The organism is Rhodococcus sp. CH91 (genome assembly GCF_022554085.1).
Lineage (GTDB): Bacteria > Actinomycetota > Actinomycetes > Mycobacteriales > Mycobacteriaceae > Rhodococcus.
The window spans coordinates 191,470-217,813 of sequence record NZ_JAKFYR010000007.1; the positions used below are offsets into that span (position 1 = coordinate 191,470).

21 protein-coding genes and 1 tRNA gene are annotated in these 26,344 nt (G+C 67.5%); 7 read left to right on the forward strand and 15 right to left on the reverse strand.

What is annotated here, in order from left to right:
- Window positions 1–2: 2 nt before the first annotated feature.
- Both MOM01_RS15360 and MOM01_RS15365 read right to left on the reverse strand, forming a co-directional pair.
- The gene (locus MOM01_RS15360) at window positions 3–2,786 is read right to left on the reverse strand and encodes a cation-translocating P-type ATPase (RefSeq protein WP_241386283.1); all 2,784 of its coding nucleotides are present in this window, start codon (window positions 2,784–2,786) and stop codon (window positions 3–5) included.
- A 102-nt stretch (window positions 2,787–2,888) separates the two neighbouring features.
- The gene (locus MOM01_RS15365) at window positions 2,889–3,779 is read right to left on the reverse strand and encodes an NAD(P)-dependent oxidoreductase (protein WP_241386284.1); all 891 of its coding nucleotides are present in this window, start codon (window positions 3,777–3,779) and stop codon (window positions 2,889–2,891) included.
- A 132-nt stretch (window positions 3,780–3,911) separates the two neighbouring features.
- Between MOM01_RS15365 and MOM01_RS15370 the strand changes: the two genes are divergently transcribed.
- Together MOM01_RS15370 and MOM01_RS15375 are read left to right on the forward strand one after the other, a co-directional pair.
- On the forward strand, window positions 3,912–4,844 hold the full coding sequence (locus tag MOM01_RS15370) for an ABC transporter ATP-binding protein (RefSeq protein WP_241386285.1): 933 nt from the start codon (window positions 3,912–3,914) through the stop codon (window positions 4,842–4,844).
- Window positions 4,845–4,858: 14 nt separating this feature from the next.
- Window positions 4,859–6,493: an ABC transporter permease gene (locus MOM01_RS15375; RefSeq protein ID WP_241386286.1), complete on the forward strand. Its 1,635-nt coding sequence runs from the start codon at window positions 4,859–4,861 to the stop codon at window positions 6,491–6,493.
- Between the two features lie 17 nt (window positions 6,494–6,510).
- Here MOM01_RS15375 and MOM01_RS15380 read toward each other — a convergent pair whose 3' ends face one another.
- Both MOM01_RS15380 and otsB read right to left on the reverse strand, forming a co-directional pair.
- Window positions 6,511–6,810 (reverse strand): DUF1540 domain-containing protein, encoded by a 300-nt coding sequence (locus MOM01_RS15380; protein WP_241386287.1) that lies wholly within the window; start codon window positions 6,808–6,810, stop codon window positions 6,511–6,513.
- A gap of 160 nt (window positions 6,811–6,970) precedes the next feature.
- Window positions 6,971–10,612, reverse strand: a complete 3,642-nt coding sequence (otsB, locus tag MOM01_RS15385; RefSeq protein WP_241386288.1) for a trehalose-phosphatase — start codon at window positions 10,610–10,612, stop codon at window positions 6,971–6,973.
- Window positions 10,613–10,838: 226 nt separating this feature from the next.
- Between otsB and MOM01_RS15390 the strand changes: the two genes are divergently transcribed.
- A complete protein-coding gene (locus MOM01_RS15390; protein WP_241386289.1) occupies window positions 10,839–11,369 on the forward strand; it encodes a flavodoxin domain-containing protein in 531 nt (176 codons plus the stop codon).
- Between the two features lie 113 nt (window positions 11,370–11,482).
- Here the strand turns inward: MOM01_RS15390 and MOM01_RS15395 are convergent, their stop codons facing one another.
- Window positions 11,483–12,124 (reverse strand): hypothetical protein, encoded by a 642-nt coding sequence (locus MOM01_RS15395; RefSeq protein ID WP_241386290.1) that lies wholly within the window; start codon window positions 12,122–12,124, stop codon window positions 11,483–11,485.
- A gap of 151 nt (window positions 12,125–12,275) precedes the next feature.
- Here MOM01_RS15395 and MOM01_RS15400 point away from each other — a divergent pair, with 151 nt between their 5' ends.
- Entirely contained in the window at window positions 12,276–13,109 is an 834-nt protein-coding gene (locus MOM01_RS15400; protein WP_241386291.1) for a hypothetical protein, read from the forward strand.
- Window positions 13,110–13,121: 12 nt separating this feature from the next.
- Here MOM01_RS15400 and lexA read toward each other — a convergent pair whose 3' ends face one another.
- The 3 genes from lexA to MOM01_RS15415 form a co-directional block, all read right to left on the reverse strand.
- Entirely contained in the window at window positions 13,122–13,784 is a 663-nt protein-coding gene (gene lexA, locus MOM01_RS15405) for a transcriptional repressor LexA (RefSeq protein ID WP_241386292.1), read from the reverse strand.
- Window positions 13,785–13,832: 48 nt separating this feature from the next.
- Window positions 13,833–14,363: a hypothetical protein gene (locus MOM01_RS15410; protein WP_241386293.1), complete on the reverse strand. Its 531-nt coding sequence runs from the start codon at window positions 14,361–14,363 to the stop codon at window positions 13,833–13,835.
- 80 nt (window positions 14,364–14,443) lie between these two features.
- Window positions 14,444–14,520 (reverse strand) — tRNA-Leu (locus MOM01_RS15415).
- A 108-nt stretch (window positions 14,521–14,628) separates the two neighbouring features.
- On the opposite strand from MOM01_RS15415, the gene MOM01_RS15420 reads away from it, so the two are divergent.
- Window positions 14,629–15,243: an ANTAR domain-containing response regulator gene (locus MOM01_RS15420; RefSeq protein ID WP_241386294.1), complete on the forward strand. Its 615-nt coding sequence runs from the start codon at window positions 14,629–14,631 to the stop codon at window positions 15,241–15,243.
- A gap of 175 nt (window positions 15,244–15,418) precedes the next feature.
- Window positions 15,419–16,756, forward strand: coding sequence for an ABC transporter substrate-binding protein (locus MOM01_RS15425; RefSeq protein ID WP_241386295.1), 1,338 nt, complete (start codon window positions 15,419–15,421; stop codon window positions 16,754–16,756).
- A 33-nt stretch (window positions 16,757–16,789) separates the two neighbouring features.
- On the opposite strand, the gene MOM01_RS15430 is transcribed toward MOM01_RS15425, so the two are convergent.
- Genes MOM01_RS15430 through MOM01_RS15445 form a run of 4 tightly spaced genes read right to left on the reverse strand, consistent with a single transcriptional unit; the run spans window position 16,790 to window position 21,004 of the window.
- Window positions 16,790–17,581, reverse strand: coding sequence for an ABC transporter ATP-binding protein (locus MOM01_RS15430; RefSeq protein ID WP_241386369.1), 792 nt, complete (start codon window positions 17,579–17,581; stop codon window positions 16,790–16,792).
- A 29-nt stretch (window positions 17,582–17,610) separates the two neighbouring features.
- Entirely contained in the window at window positions 17,611–18,654 is a 1,044-nt protein-coding gene (locus MOM01_RS15435; RefSeq protein ID WP_241386296.1) for an ABC transporter ATP-binding protein, read from the reverse strand.
- Window positions 18,647–19,636 carry a branched-chain amino acid ABC transporter permease gene (locus MOM01_RS15440; protein ID WP_241386297.1) on the reverse strand — a complete coding sequence of 330 codons (990 nt, stop codon included), beginning with the start codon at window positions 19,634–19,636 and terminating at the stop codon, window positions 18,647–18,649. The genes MOM01_RS15435 and MOM01_RS15440 overlap by 8 nt, the downstream gene beginning before the upstream one ends.
- Window positions 19,637–19,639: 3 nt before the next feature.
- Window positions 19,640–21,004 (reverse strand): branched-chain amino acid ABC transporter permease, encoded by a 1,365-nt coding sequence (locus MOM01_RS15445; protein WP_374112311.1) that lies wholly within the window; start codon window positions 21,002–21,004, stop codon window positions 19,640–19,642.
- Window positions 21,005–21,273: 269 nt separating this feature from the next.
- Between MOM01_RS15445 and polA the strand changes: the two genes are divergently transcribed.
- A complete protein-coding gene (polA, locus tag MOM01_RS15450) occupies window positions 21,274–23,997 on the forward strand; it encodes a DNA polymerase I (RefSeq protein WP_241386298.1) in 2,724 nt (907 codons plus the stop codon).
- Window positions 23,998–24,066: 69 nt separating this feature from the next.
- On the opposite strand, the gene trxA is transcribed toward polA, so the two are convergent.
- From trxA to MOM01_RS15465, 3 genes are all read right to left on the reverse strand, one after another.
- A complete protein-coding gene (gene trxA, locus MOM01_RS15455) occupies window positions 24,067–24,438 on the reverse strand; it encodes a thioredoxin (RefSeq protein WP_241386299.1) in 372 nt (123 codons plus the stop codon).
- Window positions 24,439–24,580: 142 nt separating this feature from the next.
- Window positions 24,581–25,585, reverse strand: coding sequence for a GlxA family transcriptional regulator (locus MOM01_RS15460; RefSeq protein WP_241386300.1), 1,005 nt, complete (start codon window positions 25,583–25,585; stop codon window positions 24,581–24,583).
- Between the two features lie 228 nt (window positions 25,586–25,813).
- Window positions 25,814–26,332: a 2'-5' RNA ligase family protein gene (locus MOM01_RS15465; protein WP_241386301.1), complete on the reverse strand. Its 519-nt coding sequence runs from the start codon at window positions 26,330–26,332 to the stop codon at window positions 25,814–25,816.
- Window positions 26,333–26,344: the final 12 nt, after the last annotated feature.

Sequence of the window (26,344 nt, forward strand, 5' to 3'; positions counted from 1 at the left end):
AGTCAAAATTCACCGTCTCCGCGATGCGCCGAGTCCGTTCGTCGAGTCCGCGTCCACCAGCGGAAGGCCTCGTCGCATCCCCACACGATGACCGGCAGGGGAAGCAGCAGTGCGAGCAACCATGCAGGCGGGACCGCGGTGCCGAAGACGGACTGCAGCGGTGGAATGGTCACCACAGCCGCAGCGAACACGATCTCGAAGACGATGCCCCAGATCAGCATCCGGTTCGTCGTGAATCCGATTTGCGCGAGTGAACTGCGGCTGGTCCGGGCGGCCATCGCGGTGCCGATCTGGCAGGCCACGATGCCGAGGAAGGTCATCGTCGTTGCCTGTTCCCAGGTGTGATGGAGGGCTCCGGTGCCGGTGTCCGCTCCGAAGGTCCATCCACCGTCGAGGAGGGTGAGCAGGAACAGCCCCATCACCAGGAGAGCGGAGACCCCGCCGAGCAGGCCCCAGGACCGGGCGAGCATGGGTCCGGTGATCACCGATTGTGTTCGCGGCCGCGGCGGACGATCCATCAGGTCGGGCTCGGGGTTCTCCCGGCCGAGCGCGAGTGCCGGAAGTGTCTCCGTGCCGAGGTCCACGGCGAGGATCTGCATGATGGTCAGGGGCAGGGGGATCCCGCCGCTGGTGAGCGCATAGGCGAGAAACGGTACGACTTCGGGTGTGGCGTGCGCGAAGATGTAGACGATGAACTTGCGGACGTTGTCGTAGACGCGTCGACCCGCTTCGATGGCGCCGACGATCGTGGCGAAATCGTCGTCGACGAGGACCATGACGGCAGCTTCCCGCGCCACATCCGTGCCCGACCGGCCCATCGCCACACCGATGTCGGCCTGACGCAGGGCCGGTGCGTCGTTGGCGCCGTCGCCGGTCATGGCGACGATGTGCCCCGACTTCTGAAGAGCATCGGTGATACGCAGTTTCGTCTCCGGCGAGCTGCGAGCGAAGACGATCTCGTCGCTCCCCGCGAGCGCCGCGTCGAGTTCGCGATCGGACATCGCGTCCGCTTCCGGTCCTCCGATCACGCGCAGGCCACCCCGGCCGATGTGCACGCTCTCGGCGATGCCCCGGGCGGTGAGCGCATGGTCACCGGTGACGACGATCAGTCGGATTCCTGCCGTATGGCATCGATCCACGGCGTCGGCGACTTCGGGGCGGGGCGGATCGATCATGGCGGCGACACCGAGCAGCGTCGAGCCCTGTTCCGCTTGCTCGCGGACGAGGTTCTCGGACATCTCGTCCGGCGGGAGGGCGCGTTCGGCCAGTGCCAGCAGACGCCGGCCTCGGCGTGCCCAGTCGTCGACGACTCGCTCGATCGTCGCGCGATCCGCGTCCGTCAACGGTCTCGCGACGGATGCCTCGGCGATGTGAGTGCAGCGGGCCAGTAGCTCTTCGGGGGCACCTTTGGTGTGTACGACGGTCGTCGTGCCGACGCGGTCCACCGTCGACATTCGTCGCAGGGTCGGATCGAAACCGAACTGCGCCAGCCTGTCGTCCTTGCTGCGGTGAGGGTCGATGCCGAGTCGCGCGGCGGCTCGCAGCAGCGCAAGTTCGGTGGGATCGCCGATGCCGGTGCTGCCCTCGTCCTCCTCGGATCCTGCCGCGCCCGCGGACGCCGCGAGCTCGGCATTGCTGCACCACACCGCCGCCCGCAACAGCCGTTCGGATACCGGGCTCGGTGTGGGAGGCGTGCGTGGGACGTCGAGGTCGGTGACGCCGTCGCTCGTCCACATCCCGGCGACCGTCATCCGGTTCACCGTCAAGGTGCCCGTCTTGTCGGTACAGATGACGCTCGTCGAGCCGAGTGTCTCGACGGCCGAGATCCGTTTGACCAGCGCACCGCGCCGGGCCAGCAGACGCACCCCGACGGCGAGCGCGAGGGTGATCGTGGGAAGCAGCCCCTCCGGGACGTTGGCCACGATCAATCCGATTGCGAAGGTCACCGAATCGGAGAGGGACAATCCGGCCAGCGTGCCGAGCGGAATGAAGGCGACACCCATCCCGAGGGCCACGAAGGCGATCAGCCGGGCGACACGCTTGACCTGCTTCTCGAGTGGGCTCTCCTGATGCCCGCCACGTTGGGACAGCGCGGCGATCCGGCCGAGTTCGGTGTGCATACCGGTGGCGAACACCACGGCCGTCGCGTCCCCGGTGACACAGCTGGTGCCGCTGAACACCACGTCACGCGCATGGACCAGGGGCACCTGACTGTCGGCGCTGTCGGCGCTCACGCGCACGGGCGTCGACTCACCGGTCAGCGTCGAAGCGTCGATCTCCGCCAGGCCGTCGAGCAGTCGTGCGTCGGCGGAGACCCGATCACCTTCGGAGACCATGATGACGTCGCCCGGTACCAGTTCCCGTGCATCGATCTCCGCTTCGGTGTCGTCGCGCAGGACTCGTGCACGTTGGGGCAGGTAGGCGGCGAGGGCTTCGACCGCGCGATCGGCGTGGCGTTCCTGCACGAATGCGAATGCGGCGTTCAGGGCGATGACGACCACGATCGCAATGGACAGGGGGATCGAGGACGAGACCGCGGCAAGGGCGGCCGCAACCCACAGCAGCAGGGCGAGGGGATGCACGAGTTGCCGGCCCAGGGCACGAAACCAGCCTTCGCTCGGGCGGCGCACCAGCTCGTTGCCGCCGAATATGCCCATCCGGCGTTGCGCCTCACGTGTGGACAGGCCGGTACGGGACGATCGCAGGTCCCGCAGCAGACGGTCGAGCGACTCGAGAGGATCGACGAGTGGGTCTCGCGCGCCCTCGCCGGTCTTCGCAGCAGTCACCGGATCCCACCTCCCGTCGCCTCGCGCCGATAGGTGCGGTGGCCTCTCGAGATCCGGTCGAGGCGAATCCGGTCCCTCATATCCTCGACCGGGCGGTGATCGTCAGGTGCTGCCGTTCTCCGCGAGACCTGCCCTGCGCCGGGTCGCCTCGGTGATCGCGGACCAGTCCTGGCGACCCTGCCCGTGCGCGAGAGCATCGACGAAGACGTCTTCGAGCACGCTGCCGAAGGGCAATGTGACGTCGGCCCCGCGCGCCTGGGCTCGCGCGAGACGCACATCCTTCAATCCCAGCGCCAAACCGAATCCGGTCGGCTCGTACGTGCGGCGGGAGATCATCCGCCCGTACCCCTCGTAGACCACACCGGGGAACAGGCTGTCGTTCATGATGTCCATCAACAACTCCGGCGATCCCCCCACCTTCTCGGCGATCGTCGTCGCCTCGGCGATCGCCTGCAGCGCGTTGGCGATCAGATAGTTGCCGAGGACCTTCATGATGTTGGCCTGCCTGGGATCCTCGCCGATCCGCCACGTCCGGCGGCCGATGACCTCGAGCAGTGGAGCCACTTCGTCTACTGCATCGGGATCACCCGCAGCGAGGACCGTGAGATTGCCCGCCTCGGCCACTTCCGCGCGGCCGAAGACCGGCGAGGCGACGTAGCGCACCCCGATCCCTGCCAGTGCCTCCGCGGCGTGGGTCGCCATCTCGGGGCTCACCGTGGCGAGGTTCACGTGGACGGAACCCGGTTGCATCGCGGCCAGCGCATCGGACGACAGGACCGTGCCGGCGAACGCATGGTCGTCGGCCAGCGCACTGCACGAGACGGGCACATGCAGCGCCTCCGTCGGCGAGACGACTTCCCGGGCACCGTACTCGACGACACTGCCGGCCTTGCCCGGGCTCCGGTTCCACACGAGGACGGTGTTTCCGACCCGTGCCATGTTGCGAGCCATCGGCGTGCCCATCGTGCCGAGTCCCAGAAATCCGATTTCCACAGCAGAGTCCTTCCCATCGGGAAGCGCATGACGGCGAAGTCCACTCTAACGCCGCCGATCGACGCTCGTGGGCGGTCGACGGAAGTGGAGAACACCCCGCTCGCCCCGCGAGATGGGGGTACCCTCGGCACCGTGTCCACGGCGGTGGCGGTGAATCAGCTCGTCAAGACATTCGGCACCACCCGTGCGCTCGACGGTCTCCGTCTCGAGGTCCGCGCCGGTGAAGTACACGGTTTCCTGGGTCCCAACGGGTCCGGCAAGTCGACGACGATCCGCATCCTTCTCGGTCTGCTCCGCGCCGACTCGGGACAGGTGAGGGTGCTCGGCGGCGATCCGTGGCGGGACGCGGTCCCGCTGCACCGGCGCCTCGCCTACGTGCCGGGCGACGTCAACCTCTGGCCCAATCTGACCGGGGGAGAAGCGATCGACCTCCTGGCAGGACTTCGCGGCGGTATCGACGAGAGGCGCCGGGCCGAACTGCTCGACCGATTCGAACTGGACCCCACGAAGAAGGTGCGGACCTACTCGCGAGGCAACCGGCAGAAGGTCGCGATCATCGCAGCACTGGCATCGGATGTGGAACTGTTCCTGTTCGACGAACCGACCTCCGGTCTCGATCCCCTCAAAGAGGAGGTCTTCCGGGGATATGTGAGTGAGGTGGTCGCGCGCGGGTGCTCGGTTCTGTTGTCGAGTCACATCCTCGCCGAGGTGGAGGCGCTGTGTGACAGGGTCACCATCATCCGTCGCGGCCGCACCGTCGAGTCGGGCACGCTCAGCGAACTACGTCATCTGACCCGCACGTCGGTGACCGCGGAGACTCTTCGTCCGGCGCACGGCCTCGAGGCGCTCGCGGGTGTGCACGACCTCGAGATGCGCGGACACCGAGTGCGTTTCGAAGTCGATACCGAGCATCTCGAACCGGTTCTGCGTGCACTGCTCGACTTCGGGCCGACGTCGCTCACCAGCACTCCGCCCACCCTCGAAGAACTGTTCCTGCGGCATTACGGTGACGACCTGCCGGGTGAACACAGCCGCTCACCTGGTTCCTCGTCCGCGCCTCGGTGAGGAAGCGGGATGCCATGAGTGACGCCTTCGTCGGGACCGGGCACCTCATCGGCCTCGCGCTTCGCCGCGACCGTGTGCAACTCCCGATCTGGCTGGCAGCGATCACGGTCGTCTACGCCGTCTCGGTGTCGAGCCTCGAAGGGCTGTATCCGACGCAACAGGATCTGCGCATGCTCGCGGTGAGCTCTGCGGCCTCTCCGGTGGTTCTGGCCACCAACGGCCTGGTCTCGGGGGACAATCCGGGTGCGATCGTCGCCGCCCAGACGGTGTTGTTCCTGGCGCTGGGCGCCGGACTGATGAGCATGCTGGCCGTGGTGCGACACACCCGGCAGAACGAGGAGACCGGACGCGCGGAACTGGTGGGTGCCGATGTCGTCGGTCGCCGAGCCATGCTCACGGCGGCCCTGGCCGTCACCACCGGTGCGAATCTTGTGCTGGCCGTGCTGTTGACCGTGGTGTCCCTGACTTTCGGCCTGCCTGCCGCCGGGTCCGCAGCACTCGGGGTGGCCACCGGCGCCGCCGGTCTCGCATTCGCTGCCGTCGCTGCGGTGACCGCCCAGATCGCCGAGGGGGCACGCGCGGCGAACGGGCTGGCCGGTGCCGCGCTCGGCGCCGCATTTCTGCTGCGCGCGATCGGTGACAGTGCCGGCACGGTGGATCCGTCCGGCATCAGCGTCACGAGCATGTGGTTGTCGTGGTTGTCGCCGATCGGATGGGCCCAGCAGATGCGGCCGTTCGACGCGGACGAATGGCCGATTCTGCAATTGTTCGCCGTCTTCGCGGTGGTGACGATCGTGGCCGCCTATATCGTCACGGACCGGCGGGATTTCGGCGCCGGGATGGTTCAGCCGCGTCCGGGACCGGCTCGCGCCGCGGATCGGTTGCCGACCGCGTTCGGTCTCGCCTGGCGACTGCAGCGGACCACCCTTCTGTGGTGGGCGGTGGGGCTCGCGATTCTGGCCGCCACCTACGGCAGCGTGGCCGACGAGATGAACGACTTCCTCGACGAGAGCGGGGGCGTGGCCGACCTCATGAAACAACTCGGGGGAGGAGCGGACGCGCTCACCGACGCGTACTTCGCCATGATCTTCCTGACGATGGCGTTACTCACGAGTGGCTATGCGATGCAATCGGTCCTGCGCGTGCACAGCGAGGAGATCTCCGGTCGTGCCGAATTGGCGCTGACCACCGGCCTGGGGCGGGTGCGGTGGGTACTCGCTCATCTCGCCGTCGTCGTGATCGGTGTGCTGATGCTGCAGCTTCTCGTCGGAGTCGTGCTGGCGGTGACCTACGGCGCGACGACAGGCAATATCGCTGCACCGCTGAGGGATCTGATCCCGGCAGCATTGGTGTACGTACCCGCGGTCGCGGTGGTCGCGGCGACTGCCGTGTTGTGCGCCGGGGCGCTCCCGCGTCACGGTGCTGCCGCCGCCTGGGGGATCTTCACCGTGTGGTTGCTCGTCGGTCAGCTCGGCGCAGTACTCGATCTTCCGCAGGCGGTGCTCGACCTGTCGCCGTTCATCCACGTACCCGCATTGCCGGCGGCGCCGGTGCGGGTCCTGCCCCTCGCCGTGTTGTCGGCTCTCGCGGCGGCCGTCGCGGCAGCAGGGGTTTTCGCGTTACGTCGCCGCGATCTCGTGATGCGGTGACGGCGGAGCCGGACGGCTCAGCGCGGGCTGTAGGTCATGCAGCGCGCTGCGTGGTCGTCGGAACCCGCACCGACGCGGATCTCGGCGGCCGCGCATTCCAGATCCTGGTTGTGTACACAGTCGGCTCGGTGGCAGGCGCCGACCATGCTCGTGACGGTGTCGAGGCCACCCTTCGTGGACAACGGAATGAACGTCTCGCAGTCGGCGCTCCCGTTGTTCCCGGCGACGTTGATCGCGTAGGCGTGACACCCGTCGTGGTTGTAGGAACAGTTCGTCACCGTGCATTCACTGACGTGGGGCATTTCCATCGTGGTCATATCGCCCTCCGAGTAGCTCGGTAGTCGTACTCACGTGGTCTCACCATATCCACCTCGCCGTCGATATGAACAGCGAGGTCAGGCTGCCCTTATCGCGAATCCCGGGTGCTGTGGACCGCTTTCGCCGCGCCGCGATCGGCCCGCATCGCGGCGATCCGGGTCAGCCCACCCGGACGGTGCATCCCGGCCGCAGTTCGACGACCCGGTCACGGCACATGATCTCGATCGGTGCCTCGTGTCCTGGTCCGGCACTGACCTCGACCTCTGTGCCCTCCACCTTCAACTGCAGGTCGTGTCCCCGATAGGAGATTCGGAACTCCAACGGGCCGGCGGAGACGGGCCATCGTGGCCCGAGGACCAAGCGGTCACCACGTACCTCGAGCCCGGTGAAACACCGCTGCAACAGATCGACGCTCCCGGCCATGGCGGCGAGATGGATTCCCTCGGCGGTGGTCCCGCCCTGGATGTCGCCGATGTCCGAGACGAGGACCGTCTCGAAATACCGCATCGCGTCGTCGCGGTGTGCGCGAGCGAGCACCCAGGAGTGCACGAGAGCACTCAGGGTCGAGCCGTGCGACGTGCGGGTGAGGTAGTAGTCGATCGTTCGCGGGATGGCCTCCGGTTCGAACCGGTAGTCCAAACGCTCCAGGAGGCCACGGAGTTCGTCGGCGGACAGCAGATAGAAGAGCATCAGAGCGTCGGCCTGCTTGGAGGCCCGGTACCGGTTGACGTCCTTCCCCTCGGCCTCGAGGATGCGATCGAGCCGCTGGATGTTCCCGTACTGCCGGCGGTAACGATCCCAGTCCAGTTCCATCAGCTTCTCGTAGCCTTCGAACTGGCTGAGCACCCCGTCGTGGAAGGGGACGAACATGCGTCGGGCGATATCGCCCCACCGTGACATCTCCTGAGGTTCGAGGCCGAGACGATCGACCAGTCGGGAACGGACCCGTTCCGGGACCACGTCGAGTGCCTCGATCGCGCGGAGGATCACCCACACCGCCATCACATTGGTGTAGGCGTTGTTGTCGATCCCGTCGTAGGGGGCGTGCGGATAGCCGGTGTGGAATTCGTCGGGGCCGATGACGCCCCGGATGCTGTAACGGGAGCGCCCGGGATCGACGGATGCCAGATCCGCGAAGAACCGGGCGATCTCCACCAGCATCTCCGCGCCGCATTCGTCGAGGAAGTCGAGGTCGGCCGTGACCTGGTAGTGCTGCCAGACGTTGTAGGCGATCGCGATACCGATGTGATGCTGCCGCCGGCTCGGATCCGGCAGCCAGTGTCCCGAGACCGGGTTGAGATGGACCTGCTGACTCTCCTCGCGTCCGTCGCTGCCCGACTGCCACGGATACATCGCTCCGCGGTATCCGCACGCCTTCGCCGCCCGCCGGGCCTCGGGCAGACGCCGGTATCGATAGCGCAGCAACGAACGTGTCACCCCGGGAATCCTCAGGTCGAGCACGGGCAGAACGAACAGTTCGTCCCAGAAGATGTGCCCCCGATAGGCTTCGCCGTGCAGGCCTCGCGCCGGCACTCCCGCGTCCAGACAGGCGGTGTTCACCGAGACGGTCTGCAGCAGGTGCAGCAGATGCAACCGCACGATCCGCGACGCGTCGGGATGAGCAGGCAGACCGATATCCGTCTGCTCCCACAGATGTGCCCACGCGAGAACGTGCCCGTCCAGGACCGATTCGAAACCGTCGAGATCGGCGAGCAGGCGGAGCGCCGCGTCGGCAGGCTCGGAGATGGCCCGGTCGCGGCCGGTGAAGACGGTGACCGTCTTCTCCACCACCGCCGTCCCTCCCTCGTGAAGATCGAAGGTCAGTGTGTGCCCGGCGCTCCCGTCGGCGTCGAAGTAACCTTGTCCACCCACCTCCTCGCCCACCCGGAGCGTCGCGCGTGCCGCCATGGCGATGTCGATGTGGGATCGAGTGGTGCGGGCCGTCAGGAGAACGGTGGCCGGTGCGCACTCGGTGAACCGGAGGTGCTCGAGATGCTCGTCGGCGAACGCGCGATAACGCTCGACGAGGTCGTTGCGCACCGAGCCGTCCAGCGAGGACCGCAATTCGACGGTGCCGGACCAGTTCTCGGCCAGAACAGTCGTCTGCAGTGCACAGACGTGAGGCAGATGCAGTGCGGCGAACCGCCGCTGCACCACAGTGGTGATCCGTCCCTCGCCGTCCCGGTATCGCACTCGCCGGGTGAGTACCGCGCGGCGCAGGTGGAGATACTGACAGAAGTCGAGGATCTCGACGTCGTCGATGTCGAACCACGGCCCGCCGTCGATCCGGAATGTCGTCGCGAGCCAGTCGGGCAGGTTGACCATGCTCTCGTTCTCGACGGTCGTTCCGTCTCGAACTTCGCTCGGACGGTTGAAAATTCCCGCCGCGTACGTACCCGGATAGTGAATCCTTCCGGCCTTCGACTCGGGAGCGCACCCACGGGTCCCCAGGTATCCGTTGCCGACCGTGCAGAGCGCTTCCCGGAGTTTCTCGTCGTCGGGTTCGTATCCCTCGAAGTACAGGATCCAGTCCTCGGAGCGGGCAGTGGAATCGGGACGGCGCCGGAGCTGTTCCGCGATCTCCTCGAGGTACTCACGTACTCCGCCCGGCCCGTCGGCCGCGAAATCCGCCGCCGAGTAGCGATCACCGAGTTCGGTACTGCGGACGACGATGCCGATGCCGTCCTTCGACAGCGCGTCGAAGGCATCCTCGCCGGAAAGATCGTCGCCGATGTAGACGGGCACCGCCGTCTCGGCCCCGGCGATGTGGGCGAGCACTCGCTGTAGCGCGAAACCCTTGTCGCCGTCGGTGCCCGGACGCAGTTCGACGATCGTGCGACCGTGAGTCGATCGCAACGACTCGTGCCGTCGTCCGACATCGTGGACGACGGCGACGATCTCGTCGACGTGCTCGGCGGCCGCGTTGCGGTAGTGCACGGTCACGGAGAACCGCTTGCACTCCACGGACACGCCGTCGACGTGCCGCAGCCTCCGGGTTATCTCCTCCCCGGCCCGTTTCAGCGCCGGAAGGGCAGCGACGGCGTCCGGGTCCTCGTATTCCCGGCCGTCCGGGCCGACGAGTTCGTAACCGTAGTTTCCGGCATACCAGAGTCCGGGCAGTCCCACGCGGGCACGGACATCGGCCGGATCGCGCCCGCTGATCACCGCGACGGGACATTCGGCTGCGAGACGTGACAGGGTCTCGGTCATCCCGTCGGCGAGAGCCGCGGCGAAGGGGTCGGGGTCGATGTCCGCCGACGTACCGTCGAAGTCGAGACAGATCACCGGCCGTCGCACGAGGAACGACGTGGTGACCTCGTACCGAAAGGCGGTCGCGCCCGGAATCTCGGAAAGCCGGTGCAGACCTGCGCGGAGTGCGATCCGGCCGATCTCGTGAACGATCGCGTCCGAGCGGCGCAGAGACAGGCGATCGGTCGTCCTGTCGGTGAGGGTGATCACGAGTCCGAACCCGGCGCGGTGCGCATGAGCTCGCGTCTTCTCGGATGCTGTGACGGCAACCGCCGCCGACGGAGGGATGCCGAGACGCCCGTCGCCGTCCGGAAGTGGGGTATCCACCCATATCCGGAACAGATCTGCGATTCCCGCCGATGCCAGAACCGCGTCCGAGACGCCGCCGGAGGCGAACACGGCGGTCGTGATCCCGGCCGCGTGCCACCGGCGGGCCGATTCGACGGTCGCGTCGACAGCGGTGACGGTCCCATCGGTGGACTCGGAGACCACGAGCGCCGGATCGAAGACGACCGCGCTGTGATATCGCAGATCGATCAGAGGCTGAGCCATGGCAGCGGCTCCCATCTCGGGGGCCGTCCGGTGGCGGACAGCCCGGAGGTCTTCGCTTCAGGGTAGGTCCTGCAGGGGTGGGTGGGAGAACGGAACGCAGATGGAGGATTTCGCCCCCGCGGTTGCGCTACCGGATCAGGTGACCGAAGACGCTCACGCGGCGGCAGGGCGGCGCCCACACTGAAGACTGCGCACGGTACCGATCCACCGCTGAGAAGGGACCGCCATGTCCGTCCTGGTCGGGTACGCCACTGCCGGAGGGTCCACACGCGGGATCGCCGAGCGCATCGCGGCGGGACTGCACGGTGGAACTGCCGTCGAACTCGGGGTTCCGGGCGAGGCCGTTTCGGTGCGTGACTACGACGCGCTGGTTCTCGGCAGCGCGATCCACAACGGGCAGTGGCTGCCGGCAGCCGCCGCCGCGGTGGAACGCATCCGCGCGGAGCTGGAGGGAAGAACGGTGTGGGCCTTCTCGGTCTCGTCCGTCGGAGCGACGAGCACGACTCTCTCGCCCCGGCTGGCGCGGTATCTGCGCCGCGGCACCCCGGAGCCTCGGGCGGTGCAGATGCTCCGCTCGGTCGCGGACGTGCGCGATCACCGTTTCTTCGCCGGTGCGATCGGCCCCGGGGACTGGCCGGGATTCGGCCGGGTCGTCTTCCGGATGATGGGAGGTCGCTACGGCGACGCCCGGGACTGGGACGACATCGATGCGTGGACGGGCAGGATCCGGAGCGCCCTCGCCGAGGACGCGAGGTGATCAGGACCACTCGGTGTCGCGTGATCTCGCCGGCGGCGGGGTTGTGCTACAACCACCGGCCGATGTCCGTCACCGAATCGGACGGACTCGCGGGTAGGTGCCGGTGAACAGCGTCAGAAACCGGAGAACGAGCGCTCCTCACGTCGCCGCACGACGACGTCGTCGAACGCCTCGATCAGACCCTCGGGATACCACCGGGGATTCGTGTCGGCCGTGGTGGCGACGAGTAGCAGTTGCCGCTCACCCGCATCGGCCGCGACATCCGCCAGGCGGGCCCGGTGCTCCTCGTCGAGCGAGGCGACCGTCGCTGCGAGGTCGGCGACGAGAAGTACACGGGGACGCGCGATCACCGGCGAGTCGAGTTCGGCGACGACTTCGGTGATCCGCTCGGTCGTCGACGCCCACCGATAGGACCCCGGAGAGAGCGTGCCGGTCTCGCCGAGCCACCGGTGCCGACGGTGCGGATCGACGACGATCAACTCGTGCGTGCCACCCCCGAGGATCGTCAGGGCGATCAGGTCGAGGGCCACGCTCGGCGACGAGCGGCGCTCGTCGCGCTGGATGAGCAGATTGCGTCCGGCCGAGAGATCCCACGAGACCGGCGTGCCGTCGTTGTCGCGGCCGAACGGAATCGTGGTTCTGCAGGTACCGGGCACGCGCCCGCGAGCCGAACCGTCGCTCTGGGCGCGGGCGGAGCGCATCGGGACCGAACGAGAGCACATCCGATGTGCGGGCGGAGTGACGGGCATCGTCATGGAGGATCCGTTCCGTGTCGCTGGGCCCGGAGTGGCCTCCGGACGCCAGAACTGTAGGGGAAGGCTCCGACAAACGGCGAGAAGTCCCACAGCGACCGGGACGAACCGTTCACTCCACCACAACGGGGCCGGGACGTTATCGTCTGGACCCATGCGCCCACTCGTGACAGCCCTCGCCGTAGCCGGCCTGACAGCGCTCGGTACCCACATCGCAACCGCGGCCCCGGCCCCGGTCGTGGACGACGGCGGAGTGATCGTCGCACCGGCCGGCACCCAGATCTCGTTCGCCCACACCCCGACCGGCATGCGGGCCGGCACGGCGAACGAACACGAATCCCGGGCGGGCCTGTCGATCGTGAAGCTCTACCTCGCCGAATACGTCTTCCGGCACGGCGATCAGGCGGACCACGCCGACGCCGCCGAGATGATCCGGTCGTCGAGCGATGCGATCGCCGATCGTCTGCACGCGAAGTATCCGCAGGCGATCTCCACCACCGCAGCCGAATTCGGCCTCGCCGACACGCACGTTCCCGGCTACTGGGGATACGGGACCACCTCGACGCACGACATGGTCACCTATCTGGAGACGAAGAAGCGCACCGATCCCGCGTCACCGGTGCTCGCCGCGATGGCCTCGGCCTACGGGACGGCCGCCGACGGATATCCGCAGAACTTCGGCACCGCGCTGATCGCCGGGGTCGTCGGCACGAAGTGGGGATGGAGCAACGACCGTTCCTTCCATGCCTCCGCCTCCTTCGGTCCCGATTTCTCGGTCGCGGCCTCGGCGCACGGGTCGGCTGCGCAGCTCACCGAACACGTTCTCGGTGCGTTCACCGAGGGGACTCCGCCGGGCCCGGGGCCCGGCGTTCGCCTCCAGGACTGCCCATCGCTGAGTTGGCTCGCCGGCGATCCGCTCCTCGGCGCGCCCGCGCAGTCCCTCCTCGACGGACTTCCGCCGGCCGTCGTCGAGACCGTCTGCGGCTGATCGCGGCGGCGGTCAGATGCGGCGCATCACCGACACGACCGTGCCCAGCACCACCGCCTCGTCCCCGTCGAGCACGGGATAGGCGGAGTTCCGGGGTTCGAGGTAGACGTGGCCGGACCTGCGCCGGAAGACCTTCACCGTGGCCTCGCCGTCGATCATCGCCGCGACGATCCGGCCGGAATGAGCCTCGTGCTGCCGGCGGACCACCACCACGTCGCCGTCGCAGATCGCGGCGTCGACCATCGAGTCCCCTCGCACGCGCAGCGCGAAGAGGGTGCCGGAGCCGACCAGATCGCGAGGGAGCGTGAGGACGTCGTCGGTGTGCTCCTCGGCGAGAATCGGTGCCCCGGCTGCGATGTCACCGACCACCGGCACGGTCACCGTGTCGTCGGATGCTCCGTCCTCGCCCGCTGCACCGAGGAAAGGACGTACGTCGAGCTGTCTGGTGACGGCCGAACCGCGGCGGAGGAAACCCTTGTCCTCGAGGTTCTTCATGTGCTTCGAGACCGTGGAGGTGGACCGCAGACCCACCGAGTCGGCGATCTGCCGCGTACTCGGCGACGACCCGTGGGCGACGATCCAGTCCCGGATCGCGACCAGGATCTGCTGCTGGCGGAGCGGGAGGGAAGAGGGGTCGAGGCCCCCGAACATGTCGAATTCGTCGTAACCGGTCACCCGGCGAATCGTAGTGGGCGAGAGTGGCTCGGCCCGGATCCGGCGTCGCTAGGCGGTCTCCGCCAGGTCCGGGGGAGTGCCGGCGGAGCCCGGCCCGTTCTGCAACTGCTCCATGGCGCGTCGTTCCCGCAACGCACGAACGAGCTGGCGGTCCTTCATCTCGGCCGGTTCGGCGGACGAGGCCGGAACGGAGAGCCCGACCAGGGCACCGCCCAGCAGCGCGAGAATCACCCATACCGGGTCGTTCTCCCCGATGTTCGGACCGAGTTTCAGGAATACCGCCAGGCCGCCGACGGCGAGCGCGACTCCGGCCGGAGCCAGGATCCGGCGGACCCGAGATTTCGGTCGCGATCCCGGCGGCAACGGCATCGACTGGGCCGCCAACTGCCACAGGCGCGCATCGATGCTCTCCCGGACGGGACGCTTCCGGAAGTCGTCGCCGAGTTCGTTGTAGATAGCGAGATCGGCGGCGAGCCGGGTCCGGAAGTTCCGGCGGGCCAGCTCGCGCGAGAGAAGCACGGCTGCCCATGCCACCGTTCCGGTGACGAGTGCAACGACGACGAGTACCCAGATGTCCACGTCGGAACATTACGACAGGTACATGGAGATCGGTGGGATCCGGGCTGCTACCCGCGGACGGTGCGGCGCTGCCGAAAAGCTGGTGCCCCCGGTGAGACTCGAACTCACACTGGACGGGTTTTGAATCCGTTTCCTCTGCCAATTGGGATACGGGGGCGTTGCGGACACCACTGTAGAGGATCGGGCGAACAGGGCGTGCACCGGTACCCTTCTAACGTTCCACCCCCGAACCGGGGACCGTCAGTACCGAGGGGAAGGCCCGACCATGACCTCCGCGCCGCACGACAACACACCAGCTCCTCGTCGGGTCGTCGTCGCGGAAGACGAAGCCCTGATCAGGCTCGATCTCGTGGAGATGCTGCGGGAAGAGGGCTACGAGGTCGTCGGCGAGGCCGGGGACGGGCAGCGTGCCGTCGAACTCGCACAGGAGCTTCGGCCGGATCTGGTGATCATGGACGTCAAGATGCCGCGCCGCGACGGCATCGATGCCGCGTCCGAGATCGCGGAACGCCGCATCGCGCCTGTGGTGATTCTCACAGCCTTCAGCCAGCGCGAACTCGTCGAGCGTGCCCGGGACGCGGGCGCGATGGCGTATCTCGTCAAGCCCTTCTCCAAGAGCGATCTCGTGCCCGCGATCGAAGTCGCGGTGAGCCGGTTCTCCGAACTGCGCGAACTCGAGCGCGAGGTGGCGGGTCTGACGGAGCGTTTCGAGACCCGCAAACTCGTCGACCGCGCCAAGGGTCTGCTCATGGAGAAGCACGCCATGACCGAGCCGGAAGCGTTCCGGTGGATCCAGCGGGCCGCGATGGACCGCCGCACGACGATGAAGCAGGTCGCGATCGTCGTCCTCGAGACGCTCGGAGACGAGACTGCCGGATAGCCTCCGCGGGAGGATCGGCCCTGATCGGCGTTACCGCCACATCAATTCTCGGCCCCGTAGATAACGGTCGTATCACAAGGATTTCGGCACGGTTTGCGAGGTCCGTCCGACCGCTATGTTTCCACCACGTCCGGAATCCTCCGGATGCGGTGTCAGGCGTTCGAAGGAGAGTTGTATGGCAAGACGGACTCTGGTCCGCGCCGTAGCGGTACTCGGTGCTGCGACGCTCGCTCTCGCCGGGTGTAGTTCCGACAGTGACGATTCGGCGACCGGTACCGCAGCCGGGGACGACACGTCGGCGTCGTCCACGACCGTGGAGACGGACTGCGAACCGGCGCAGGCCACAGCCGGGTCGACTCCGGTCACCGGGCCGCTGAAGATAGGAACGATCCTGCCGGAGACCGGCAGCCTCGCCTTCCTCGGGCCGCCGGAGGTCGCCGCCGTCCGCCTCGCCGTGGACGAGATCAATGCCGCAGGCGGGGTTCTCGATCAGCCCGTCGAACTGTTCCCCGGCGACTCCGGAGACACCACGACCGATACGGCGAACACCACCGTCGACCGGCACCTGTCGAACGGCACCCAGGTGATCGTCGGCGCCGCCTCGTCGTCGGTGTCCCTCAAGGTGATCGACAAGATCGTCAGCGCCGGCGTCGTGCAGTTCTCGCCGGCCAACACCTCCGACCAGTTCGTCTGCTATCCCGACCGGGGCCTGTACTTCCGCACGGCCCCCACCGACGTGCTCCAGGCGCAGGCCCTCGCGCAGTTGATCGCCGAGGACGGGGCGCAGCGGGTGTCGGTGCTGGCGCTCAACGACCCCTACGGCACCGGTCTCGCGGAGAACACGGTCACCAACCTCGTCGACGCCGGTATCCCGGAGGATCAGATCCAGAAGATCATCTACGACCCGAACGCGCAGTCGTTCAACGCCGAGGTCGATCAGGTCGTCAACTTCGCGCCCGACGCGGTCGCGCTGATCGGTTTCGAGGAGTCCGCGAAGATCATCACCCGCATGCACGAGGTGGGAATCGGGCCGTCCGACGGCATGGCCGTCTTCGGCGTCGACGGCAACATGGGTAATGCGCTCGGAGAGAATGTGGCCGCCGGACTGCTCGACGGTATGGCCGGAACGACACCGCTGACCGACACGGGAGAGGAATTCCAGCAGCGGCTGCTCGCGGTCGATCCGGGCCTGATCGACTTCAACTATGCGGGCGAGTCGTACGACGCGGTCGTCGTCTCCGCGCTGGCTGCCGAACAGGCCGGCTCGACCGCCGGGGTGGACATCGCCGCGAACATCAACTCGGTCACGCGTGACGGAGAGAAGTGCACCACCTACCAGCAGTGTCTGGATCTGCTCCGCGAGGGTCAGGACATCGACTACGACGGTGCCACCGGCGAACTCAGCTTCGTGGACGCGGGTGAACCGGGGGTGGGTTCCTACGGCCGGCTGGTGTTCGACGCCGACAACAAGCTGACCACCGAGGACTACATCGTGGTGGGGAGTGACGCGTAATCGGTCGACGAGGGGGTGACCGCCGGGAGGCGGTCACCCCTTCCGCTTCTCCCTGCTGCCGGCCAGGGTGCCGAGATACAGTTCCACGACCTTCGGGTCGTGCATGAGTGTGGTTCCGGTATCGGTGTACGCATTGCGGCCCTGGTCGAGGACGTATCCGCGATCGCAGATCTGCAGGCAGCGACGCGCGTTCTGCTCGACCATGATGATCGAGACCCCCGCGGCGTTGATCTTCTTGCACCGGATGAAGACCTCGTCCTGGAACATCGGCGACAGACCCGCGGACGGCTCGTCGAGGAGCAGGACCGACGGCTCCATCATCAGTGCCCGTCCCATCGCGACCATCTGGCGTTCCCCGCCGGACAGTGCCCCGGCCTTGACCTTCCGCCGTTCGGCGAGCAGGGGGAACAGTGACGCCACACGGTCGAACTGCTTCGCGAACTCCTTGGGCCGCAGATATATCCCCATCTCGAGATTCTCCTCGATGGTGAGCGAGGGGAAGACGTTCTGCGTCTGAGGCACGTAACCGAGCCCCTTGCGCACGAGGATGTGGGCGGGCGCCGACGTGATCGACTCCTCGGCCAGCGTGACGCTGCCGCTGCGCACGGGGATCAGGCCGAACAGCGCCTTGAGCAAGGTCGACTTGCCGGCCCCGTTCGGGCCGATGATGCCCACGATCTCGCCCTCCCGCAGATAGAAATTGCAGCCGCGCAGGATGTCGACGCCGGGGAAGTAGCCGGCGACGAGATCATCGGCACGAAGGAGCGCGCCCTCCGCGAGACGGGCGTGCTCCTCGGCGGTCGCCGCGCGTTCGGCCGGTGTCATGCCCGCGGGGGTGGGAGAGATGTTGTCGCTCACGGCTTCTCCAGAGAATTCGCCGACGGGTCCACCGATGCGGCATCAGGGTCGGACAGGTCGCCACCGGCCTCGAGGGTCTGGGCCTCGGCGTCGGCGAGAGCGTCGGCCAGCGCGGCGGTCGCCCCGACAGGATTTCCCTCGTCGTCGAATTCGAGCGCTTGATCGTGGTGGCTGCCCAGATAGGCGTCGACCACGGCAGGATCGGAGGCCAGAGCGTCGGGTGGTGCTTCGGCGATCACCGATCCCTGCGCCATGACCACCACCCAGTCGGAGATGTCGCGGATCACGTCCATGTCGTGTTCGACGAACACCACGGTCGTGCCGTCGTCGCGGAGCGTCTTGATGTGTCCGAGAAGGCTCTGCGTGAGCGCGGGATTCACCCCTGCCATCGGCTCGTCGAGCATCACGACCGCCGGATCCGTCATCAATGCGCGGGCCATCTCGAGCAGCTTGCGCTGCCCACCGGACAGCGAGCCGGCGAAGTCCTCGGCTTTCGCGGCCAGACCGAACCGGTCGAGCAGTTCCTGCGCGCGTGCGGTGACCTCGCGCTCCTGCCCGCGCCACGTCCACGGCAACAACGCCCCCGCCATCCGTTCGCCGGTCTGATGGCGCGCGCCGAGACGGACGTTGTCGAGGACGGTCATCTTCGACAGCGCCTTCGTGAGCTGAAAGGTGCGGACGATCCCGCGACGGGCCACGCGATGGGGAGGCAGCCCGCCGAGGGAGACGCCGTCCATGGACCACGTGCCCGTATCGGGCCGGTCGAATCCGGTGAGCAGATTGAACAAGGTCGTCTTGCCCGCCCCGTTCGGCCCGATGAGGCCGGTGATGCAGGACCGCTGGATCTCCAGATGGTCGACGTCCACGGCCTTGAGGCCCCCGAAGGTCCGGTGCAGGCCGTCGACGACGAGGACGGGATCGGGTTTCGCGGCACCGGGCGTTCGTGGCACGGCGGCGAACAGGGCGGCGCGGTCGGCCGCGGTCGGACCGGGCCGGGCGTGCCGGGGCGGATGCGATCCGGGTTCTGTGGTGTCAGGCATCGAGTTGCACCTTCCGCTTGCTTCCCAGGATGCCTTGCGGCCGGAAGACCATCATCACTGCGATCAGGATGCCGAGCAGCACGAATCGCATCGCTCCGACCTGCTGCTCGGTGAACGGGAGCAGCGGGTCGGGCCCGGCGATGGCCTGGCGCAGGAAGGCGTCGGGGAGGGTGAGCAGGAACCAGAAGAGCATCGCTCCGAGCACCGGCCCGAAGACCGTGCCGGCTCCCCCGAGAATCAGCGCCCCGAAGGCGAAGAAGGTCTGCGCCGTCGAATAGAAGTCCGGATTGATCGACTTGGTCTGCAAGGCGTTGAAGATGCCCCCGAGACCGCCGATCATGCCGCCGAGCACCAGCGCCTGCATCTTGTAGACGAAGACGTTCTTGCCGAGCGCGCGCGCTGCGTCCTCGTCCTCGCGCACGGCCTCGAGGACTCGCCCCCACGGACTGTGCGAGAGCAGGTAGACCAGGCCGCACAGCAGCAGTACCAGGGTCCATCCCACGACCATCGCCCACAGGTCGTCCCCGTAGAACCGCAGGCCCAGCAGGTTGTACTGCCGACTCGAGTCGAACGGGCTCAACGAGGTGAAGGGATCGGCGAATCCCCACAGGCCGCGGGTGGATCCGGTCACCGAGTCGGACGCGGTCGATCGGAACATCAGGCGCAGGATCTCGGCCGCGGCGATCGTCGCGATGGCGAGATAGTCGGCGCGCAACCGCAGTGTGGGAATGCCGAGGACGAGGGCGAGCAGACCGGACAGTGCCAGGCCGGTGAGAACGCCCACCCACAGCGGCTGGTCGTAGGTGACGGTCATGATGCCGACGCCGTAGCCGCCCAGCAGTGCGAAGCCGATCTGCCCGAAATTGAGCAGGCCCGCATAACCGAAGTGCAGGTTCAGTCCGATCGCGAGGAGTGCGTAGAAGATCGCCGAGGGACCGATCAACTGCGCGAACGAAACCTGGAGTACCGCCACGAGATCCATGGATCACCCGATCCTTGTCCGACTGCCGAGGATGCCCTGGGGGCGGATGACCAGGATGACGATGAGGACGAGCAGCCCGCCGATGTACTTCAGGTCCGGGTTGATCACGAGGGTGGACAGCTGCACGAGCAGCCCGACCACCACGCAGCCGACCAGTGCGCCGTATGCGGTGCCGAGGCCACCGAGGATGATGCCGGCGAACATCAGCAGGAGCAGCTTGAAACCCATCTCCCACTGCACGCGGCCACCGAGTTCGGACAGGCCGAACAGCACGCCGCCGAGCGCGGCGAGCCCACCACCGAGCCCCCAGACGAAGCGGACCACGCGTTCGACGTCGATACCCGACGACGCCGCGAGATCGCGGTTGTCCGCCACGGCCCGCATCGCCTTCCCGATCCTGGTGCGTTGCAGCAACAATGCGATACCGACGAGGACGACGAGACTGATCACGATGCACACGAGGTTGACCGGCGTGATCGCGATCGGCCCCCACACCAGTTGCTGTTGGGCCTGGTAGTCGTCGTACGGCTGGGTGCGGTCGGAGAAGAACATCAGGATCAGATAGCGCAGCGCGATCGCGAGCCCGATCGACACGACCAGCTGTGCGATCAGGCCGGTACGGCGCCGCCGGAGCGGCGCCCAGATCAGGGCGTTGTTGAGCAACCCGATGATCACACCGACCACCACCGCGAGGATCGTGGCCGGTACGAGCTGGACACCGAGAGTGACATTGAAGACCCACGCCGCGACCGCGCCGAGGGTCACCAATTCGCCGTGGGCGAAGTTCGTCAGCCCGGTCGTGCCGAAGATGAGGCTCAGCCCGACGCCTGCGATGGCGATGACCAGTCCGAAACGCAGTCCGTCCACCAGCGTGCGGATCAGTGTCTCCCCCCAGGACACCGTCGAACCGGATCGTGCCTCCCCGAAGGAGAAGATCACCGTATTCGCCTGTCCCGCAGCCACATCGCGGGTGACCGTGGACTGAACGGTGACCTCGTCCGGAAGGCTCTCGACATCGACTTCGAAGACGTAGGTGCCCGGTGGGAGGGTCAGCTCCCAGCGCCCACCCTCCGCGGACTCCGTCTCGGCGACCACCTCCCCGTCGCTCGTCGTCGCGCGCACGCCGACCCCGTCGAGGCGTTCGCCGGCGTTGTTCAGCGTTCCTCGCACCGTCACCGTGCCCGCGATGTCCTCACTCGCGGGAGAGGAGGGCGAGGCGGGCGGCGACGGATCCGGTGGGTCCTGCGCGGAGGACGAGCCTGTGCCCAGGACGAAGCACAGGGCACTCGCGAGCACGAACAGTGCGAGTCGGGCCGTCCGGTGAAATGTCGAGGTCGGTCGTCGCCGACATCCCGAGGTTGGGGCCACGCAGGTCCTCCCGGCTGGTGCGCTGTGACCGAGCACGGCGACCGCAGTCGGATGCCACCCGAACCGCGGTGGCGCGCGAAATACGGTGACGCCGAACACGGTGTCGTGAGAGGGGACTCTAGCGGCTGGAGGGTCGCCCGCAAGGGAAACTTGGATGACCCGGACGTTTCGGTCTCGTTACGCAGGAGAACGATGGTGTATCCGCCGCCGGAACCAGGAGGTCGGACGGTCCCCACATGGCTGTCACCCCCGATCCCTAGACTGGCAGCGTGACCCGTGCATCGATCTCCGAGACCACCACCGCGGCCGCCGGCGACCGCCCGACCCTGTTGCTCCTCGACGGCCATTCGCTCGCGTTCCGCGCTTTCTACGCCTTGCCTGCCGAGAACTTCAAGACCCACAGCGGACAGACCACGAACGCGGTCTACGGGTTCACCTCGATGCTCATCAATCTCCTCCGGGACGAGAAGCCCACGCATGTCGCCGCGGCATTCGATGTCAGCCGCAAGACCTTCCGCGCCGAGCTGTTCGCCGCCTACAAGGCGCAGCGCAGCGCGGCGCCCGACGACTTCAAGGGCCAGATCGACCTCACCAAGGACGTCCTCGCCGCGATGGGGATCCCGGTCATGGCCATCGAGGGCTTCGAAGCCGACGACATCATCGCGACACTCGCCACCCAGGCTCACGCCCAGGGATTCGAAGTGCTCGTGGTCACGGGCGACCGCGACGCGCTCCAGCTCGTCAACGACGACATCACCGTGCTGTATCCGCGTCGCGGCGTGTCCGACCTGACACGCTTCACTCCCGCGGCGGTGCAGGAGAAATACGGGCTCACTCCGGAGCAGTATCCGGATTTCGCGGCGCTGCGCGGCGACCCGAGCGACAACCTGCCGGGCATTCCCGGCGTGGGGGAGAAGACGGCCACGAAGTGGATCCGCGAGTTCGGGAGCCTGAGCGCACTCGTCGACCGGGTCGACGAGGTGCGGGGCAAGACGGGCGACGCGCTGCGGGAGAATCTGTCCAACGTCCTGCTCAACCGCCAGCTCACCGAGATGGTGCGCGACGTGGCCGTGCCCTACACGCCCGAACAGCTCGCTCTCGCACCGTGGGACCGGGATCGGATCCATCGCCTCTTCGACGATCTCGAGTTCAAGGTGCTGCGCGACCGGCTGTTCGAGACGCTGTCCTCCGCCGAACCCGAGGCCGAGGAGGGCTTCGAGGTGCGTGGCGGGATCGTCGAGCCCGGTGCGCTCGGCGACTGGCTGGCCGAACATGCCCCTGCCGGTCGCCGTCACGGTCTCGCCGTGGTGGGAACCGGCACTCCCTACGGTGGCGACGCGACGGCGATCGCCGTTGCCGGCGCAGACGGTGAGGGTGCCTATGTGAGCACCCTGGCGCTCACCCCCGAGGACGAGAACGCGCTCGCCGCATGGCTGGCCGATCCCGCGATCGAGAAGGCCGTGCACGAGGCGAAGCCCGCCATCCACGCGCTGCGTGGACGCGGCTGGTCACCGGCCGGTATCACCAGCGACACCGCTCTCGCCGCCTATCTCGTGCGGCCCGGGCAGCGTACGTTCAAACTCGACGATCTCTCGCTGCGCTATCTCAAGCGTGAGCTGAGGGTGGAAGACACCGGAGCGCAACAACTCTCGCTTCTCGACGAGGAGGACTCCGCGGATCTGCAAGCAGCGGAGAGCCAGATCCTCGCGGCGCGCGCCGTCGTCGATCTCGCGGCGGCGCTCGACACCGAACTCGAGGAGATCGAGTCGGTCCGGCTGCTCACCGAGATGGAACTCCCGCTGCTCGAGGTGCTGGCGGATCTCGAGGCCACCGGTATCGCCGTGGACACGGCACACCTGAACGACCTGCAGTCGGAGTTCGCAGCCGAGGTCGCTGCCGCCGCGAACGCGGCCTACGAGGTCATCGGCAAGCAGATCAATCTCGGTTCGCCGAAGCAACTGCAGGTCGTGCTGTTCGACGAACTCGAGATGCCGAAGACGAAGAAGACCAAGACCGGTTACACCACCGATGCGGACGCGTTGCAGAACCTGTTCGACAAGACGGGCCATCCCTTCCTCGAACACCTGCTCGCCCATCGCGAGTCGACGAAGATGAAGACGACCGTCGACGGTCTGATCAAGTCGATCGCCGACGACGGCCGCATCCACACCACCTTCAACCAGACCGTCGCAGCGACGGGCCGGCTGTCGTCGACGGACCCGAACCTTCAGAACATCCCGGTGCGTACCGAGGCGGGCCGCCGGATCCGCGACGGATTCGTCGTGGGCGACGGGTTCGACATGCTGCTCACGGCCGACTACAGCCAGATCGAGATGCGCATCATGGCCCATCTGTCGGGCGATGCGGGGCTCATCGAGGCCTTCCGCACCGGTGAGGATCTGCATACCTTCGTGGCGTCCCGGGCGTTCGGCCTGCCGCTCGAGGAGGTCACCCCCGAACTGCGCCGACGCGTCAAGGCGATGTCCTACGGCCTCGCCTACGGACTGAGCGCGTACGGACTCGCGCAGCAGCTGAAGATCTCCACCGACGAGGCCCGCGAACAGATGGAGGCGTACTTCACGCGCTTCGGCGGCGTGCGCGACTATCTGTACAACGTGGTCGAAGACGCCCGCAAGGTCGGGTACACCTCGACGCTGTACGGGCGGCGGCGCTATCTGCCCGACCTCAACAGCGACAACCGGCAGCGCCGCGAGATCGCCGAGCGGGCCGCGCTCAACGCTCCCATCCAGGGCACGGCAGCCGACATCATCAAGGTCGCCATGATCGACGTGCAGAATGCGTTGCGCGAGGCGGGGCTGCGCTCCCGGATGCTGCTGCAGGTACACGACGAACTCGTTCTCGAGGTCGTGGCCGCGGAACGTGAGCAGGTCGAGGCCCTGGTGCGCGAGAAGATGGATTCGGTGATCGAACTGTCGGTGCCGCTCGAGGTGTCGGTCGGTTACGGCCGCAGCTGGGACGCGGCCGCGCACTGAGCGCTCGGCCGACCCCATCGACGGCGCCCGCCCCGAACTGCCGGGGCGGGCGCCGTCGTCGCGAGCCGGTCAGCCCTGGTCGGCGCGGGCCTGTGCGATCTGCTGGCGGACGTCGTCCATGTCGAGTTGCTTGACCTGCGAGAGGAGATCCTCGAGAGCAGCGGGCGGAAGGGCACCTGCCTGGTTGTAGACCAGGATGCCTTCCCGAAAGGCCATGATCGTGGGGATCGAGCGGATGTTCGCGGCTGCCGCGATGGCCTGCTCGGCCTCGGTGTCGACCTTCGCGTGCACCACGTCGGGGTGCTTCTCCGAGGATGCTTCGAAGGTGGGGGCGAACTGCTTGCACGGGCCGCACCAGTCGGCCCAGAAGTCGACGAGCACGATGTCGTTGCTCGTGACGACCTCGTCGAAGTCCTGCTGGGTGAGAGCCTTGGTTGCCACGGAAATCCTTTCGGTCGGGCGTGTCGACGGGTCCAACATCCGGCCGCCGTTGTTTCTTCCCGTTACGGTGTTCCTTCCGCCCACGCTACGTGACCGGCCCGGCTCCGGTGGCGCGTAGACGGTGGGCGAGTGGACGGATCCGTCACACTCCGGCCGGCTCGGGTACGCGTCGGAAGGTGCGGCGGTAGGCCTGCGGAGTGGTCTGCCGCAGCCGCAGGAAATGCTGCCGCAGCACCGCGGCGGTTCCGAACCCGACTCGGTCGGCCACCACGTCGACGGGCAGATCCGTCTCTTCGAGCAGCCGCTGGGCTGCGAGGACACGCTGGTCGCGGAGCCAGCGGCCCGGGGTGACCCCGACCTCGGCGACGAAACGGCGTGCGAAGGTACGCGGCGACATGTGTGCCTTCTGCGCCAGGACGGCCACGGGCAGGTCCTGATCGAGATGCGCGCTCATCCAGTCCAGCAGCGGCGCCAGCGACTCGTCCTTGCACTCGGGCAGCGGCATCGCGACGTATTGCGCCTGCCCGCCGTCGCGATGCGGTGGCACCACCATGCGCCGGGCGATCGTGTTGGCGACGTGCGAACCCTGCACGGTACGCACGATGTGCAGGCACAGGTCGATGCCTGCCGCGGTGCCCGCGGCGGTGAGGACCGGATGGTCGTCGACATAGAGCACGTCCCGGTCGACCTGCGCCGCCGGGTACATCCGTGCGAGACGTTCCGCGTGCATCCAGTGGGTCGTGCAGCGGCGCCCGTCGAGCAGTCCCGCCGCGCCGAGGACGAACGCTCCGGTGCACATGCTCGCCACGCGCGCACCGCGGTCGACCGCGGCCCGCAACTTCGCGAGGAGCGGCCCGAGGCTTTCCTCGTCGAGCGGCGGACCGTCGCTGCTCACGGCGGGTACGAGGATCAGATCGGCCTCGTCGAGCAGGTCGAGGGTGCCGGGTACGTCGATGGTGTACCCGAAGCGGGTGCGCACGGGTTCGGAGCTCGCCGCGACGAGATGGAAGTCGTAGGTGGGCAGACCGTCGTCGGAGCGGTCGAAACCGAACACCTCGCACGCCACACCGAGCTCGAACGTCTCGACGTAGGGGAGGAGGGGTACGACCACCTTCTCGAGCTTGCCTGCCCCAGGTGTTCCGGCCATGTGGACAGTGTGACAGCCCGGTGGCAGAAAATCGACGTTTGCTGACAATTCTGCCACTGTTGCGGAGATCGACGAGGCAGCAGGCTGGGAGGCATGATCGTTCTCGCGCTCGTGGTCCTGGGAACCGTACTCCTCCTCGACGTCCTCGCCCTCCTCGGACGCACACCCGATACCCGTTGGGAGAAGACGCAATTCGGCGACTACCGGTTCTGACGCGTCGTCTTCCGGTCAGGTGAGCGACCACTCGCGTCTGCTCTCCCCGTCCCACCGCCGGACGCCGCCGCTCGCACCCGCCAATCGCGTCTCGGGAGTCTGCGTCGCCGCGAGTGCCACGCCGATCCGCGCCACGGGCACACGTCGTGCGAGTGTCACGTGCGGTGTCCACTCACCCGGCCGGATGTGCGCCGGAATTCCCGGGCATCCCGCGAGGATCTCGAACACCCGTGCGTGGAGTTCGAGCAGGGCGATCGAGGGCACGACCGTCCTCGCGAGAGTCGCGTGCCGGCTACCGAAGACCACGACACCACCGAGCCGGACCGCCAGGGGCCGCGGCGGGAGTACAGCGCGCAACGCGTCGTCGAACTCGGTGGGCAGGGCACCCGCGACGAACAGGGTGACGTGCGGGCGGTTGGATTCGGCGCGCACGCGCCCCTGACTGCCCACACCCGCCTCGAGCAATCGCGACCATTCGTCCCGCACCACGGCATCGAGACGGGGGTCGAGGAGGACTTCCACCGACTGGACCACGGTAGGCAATGA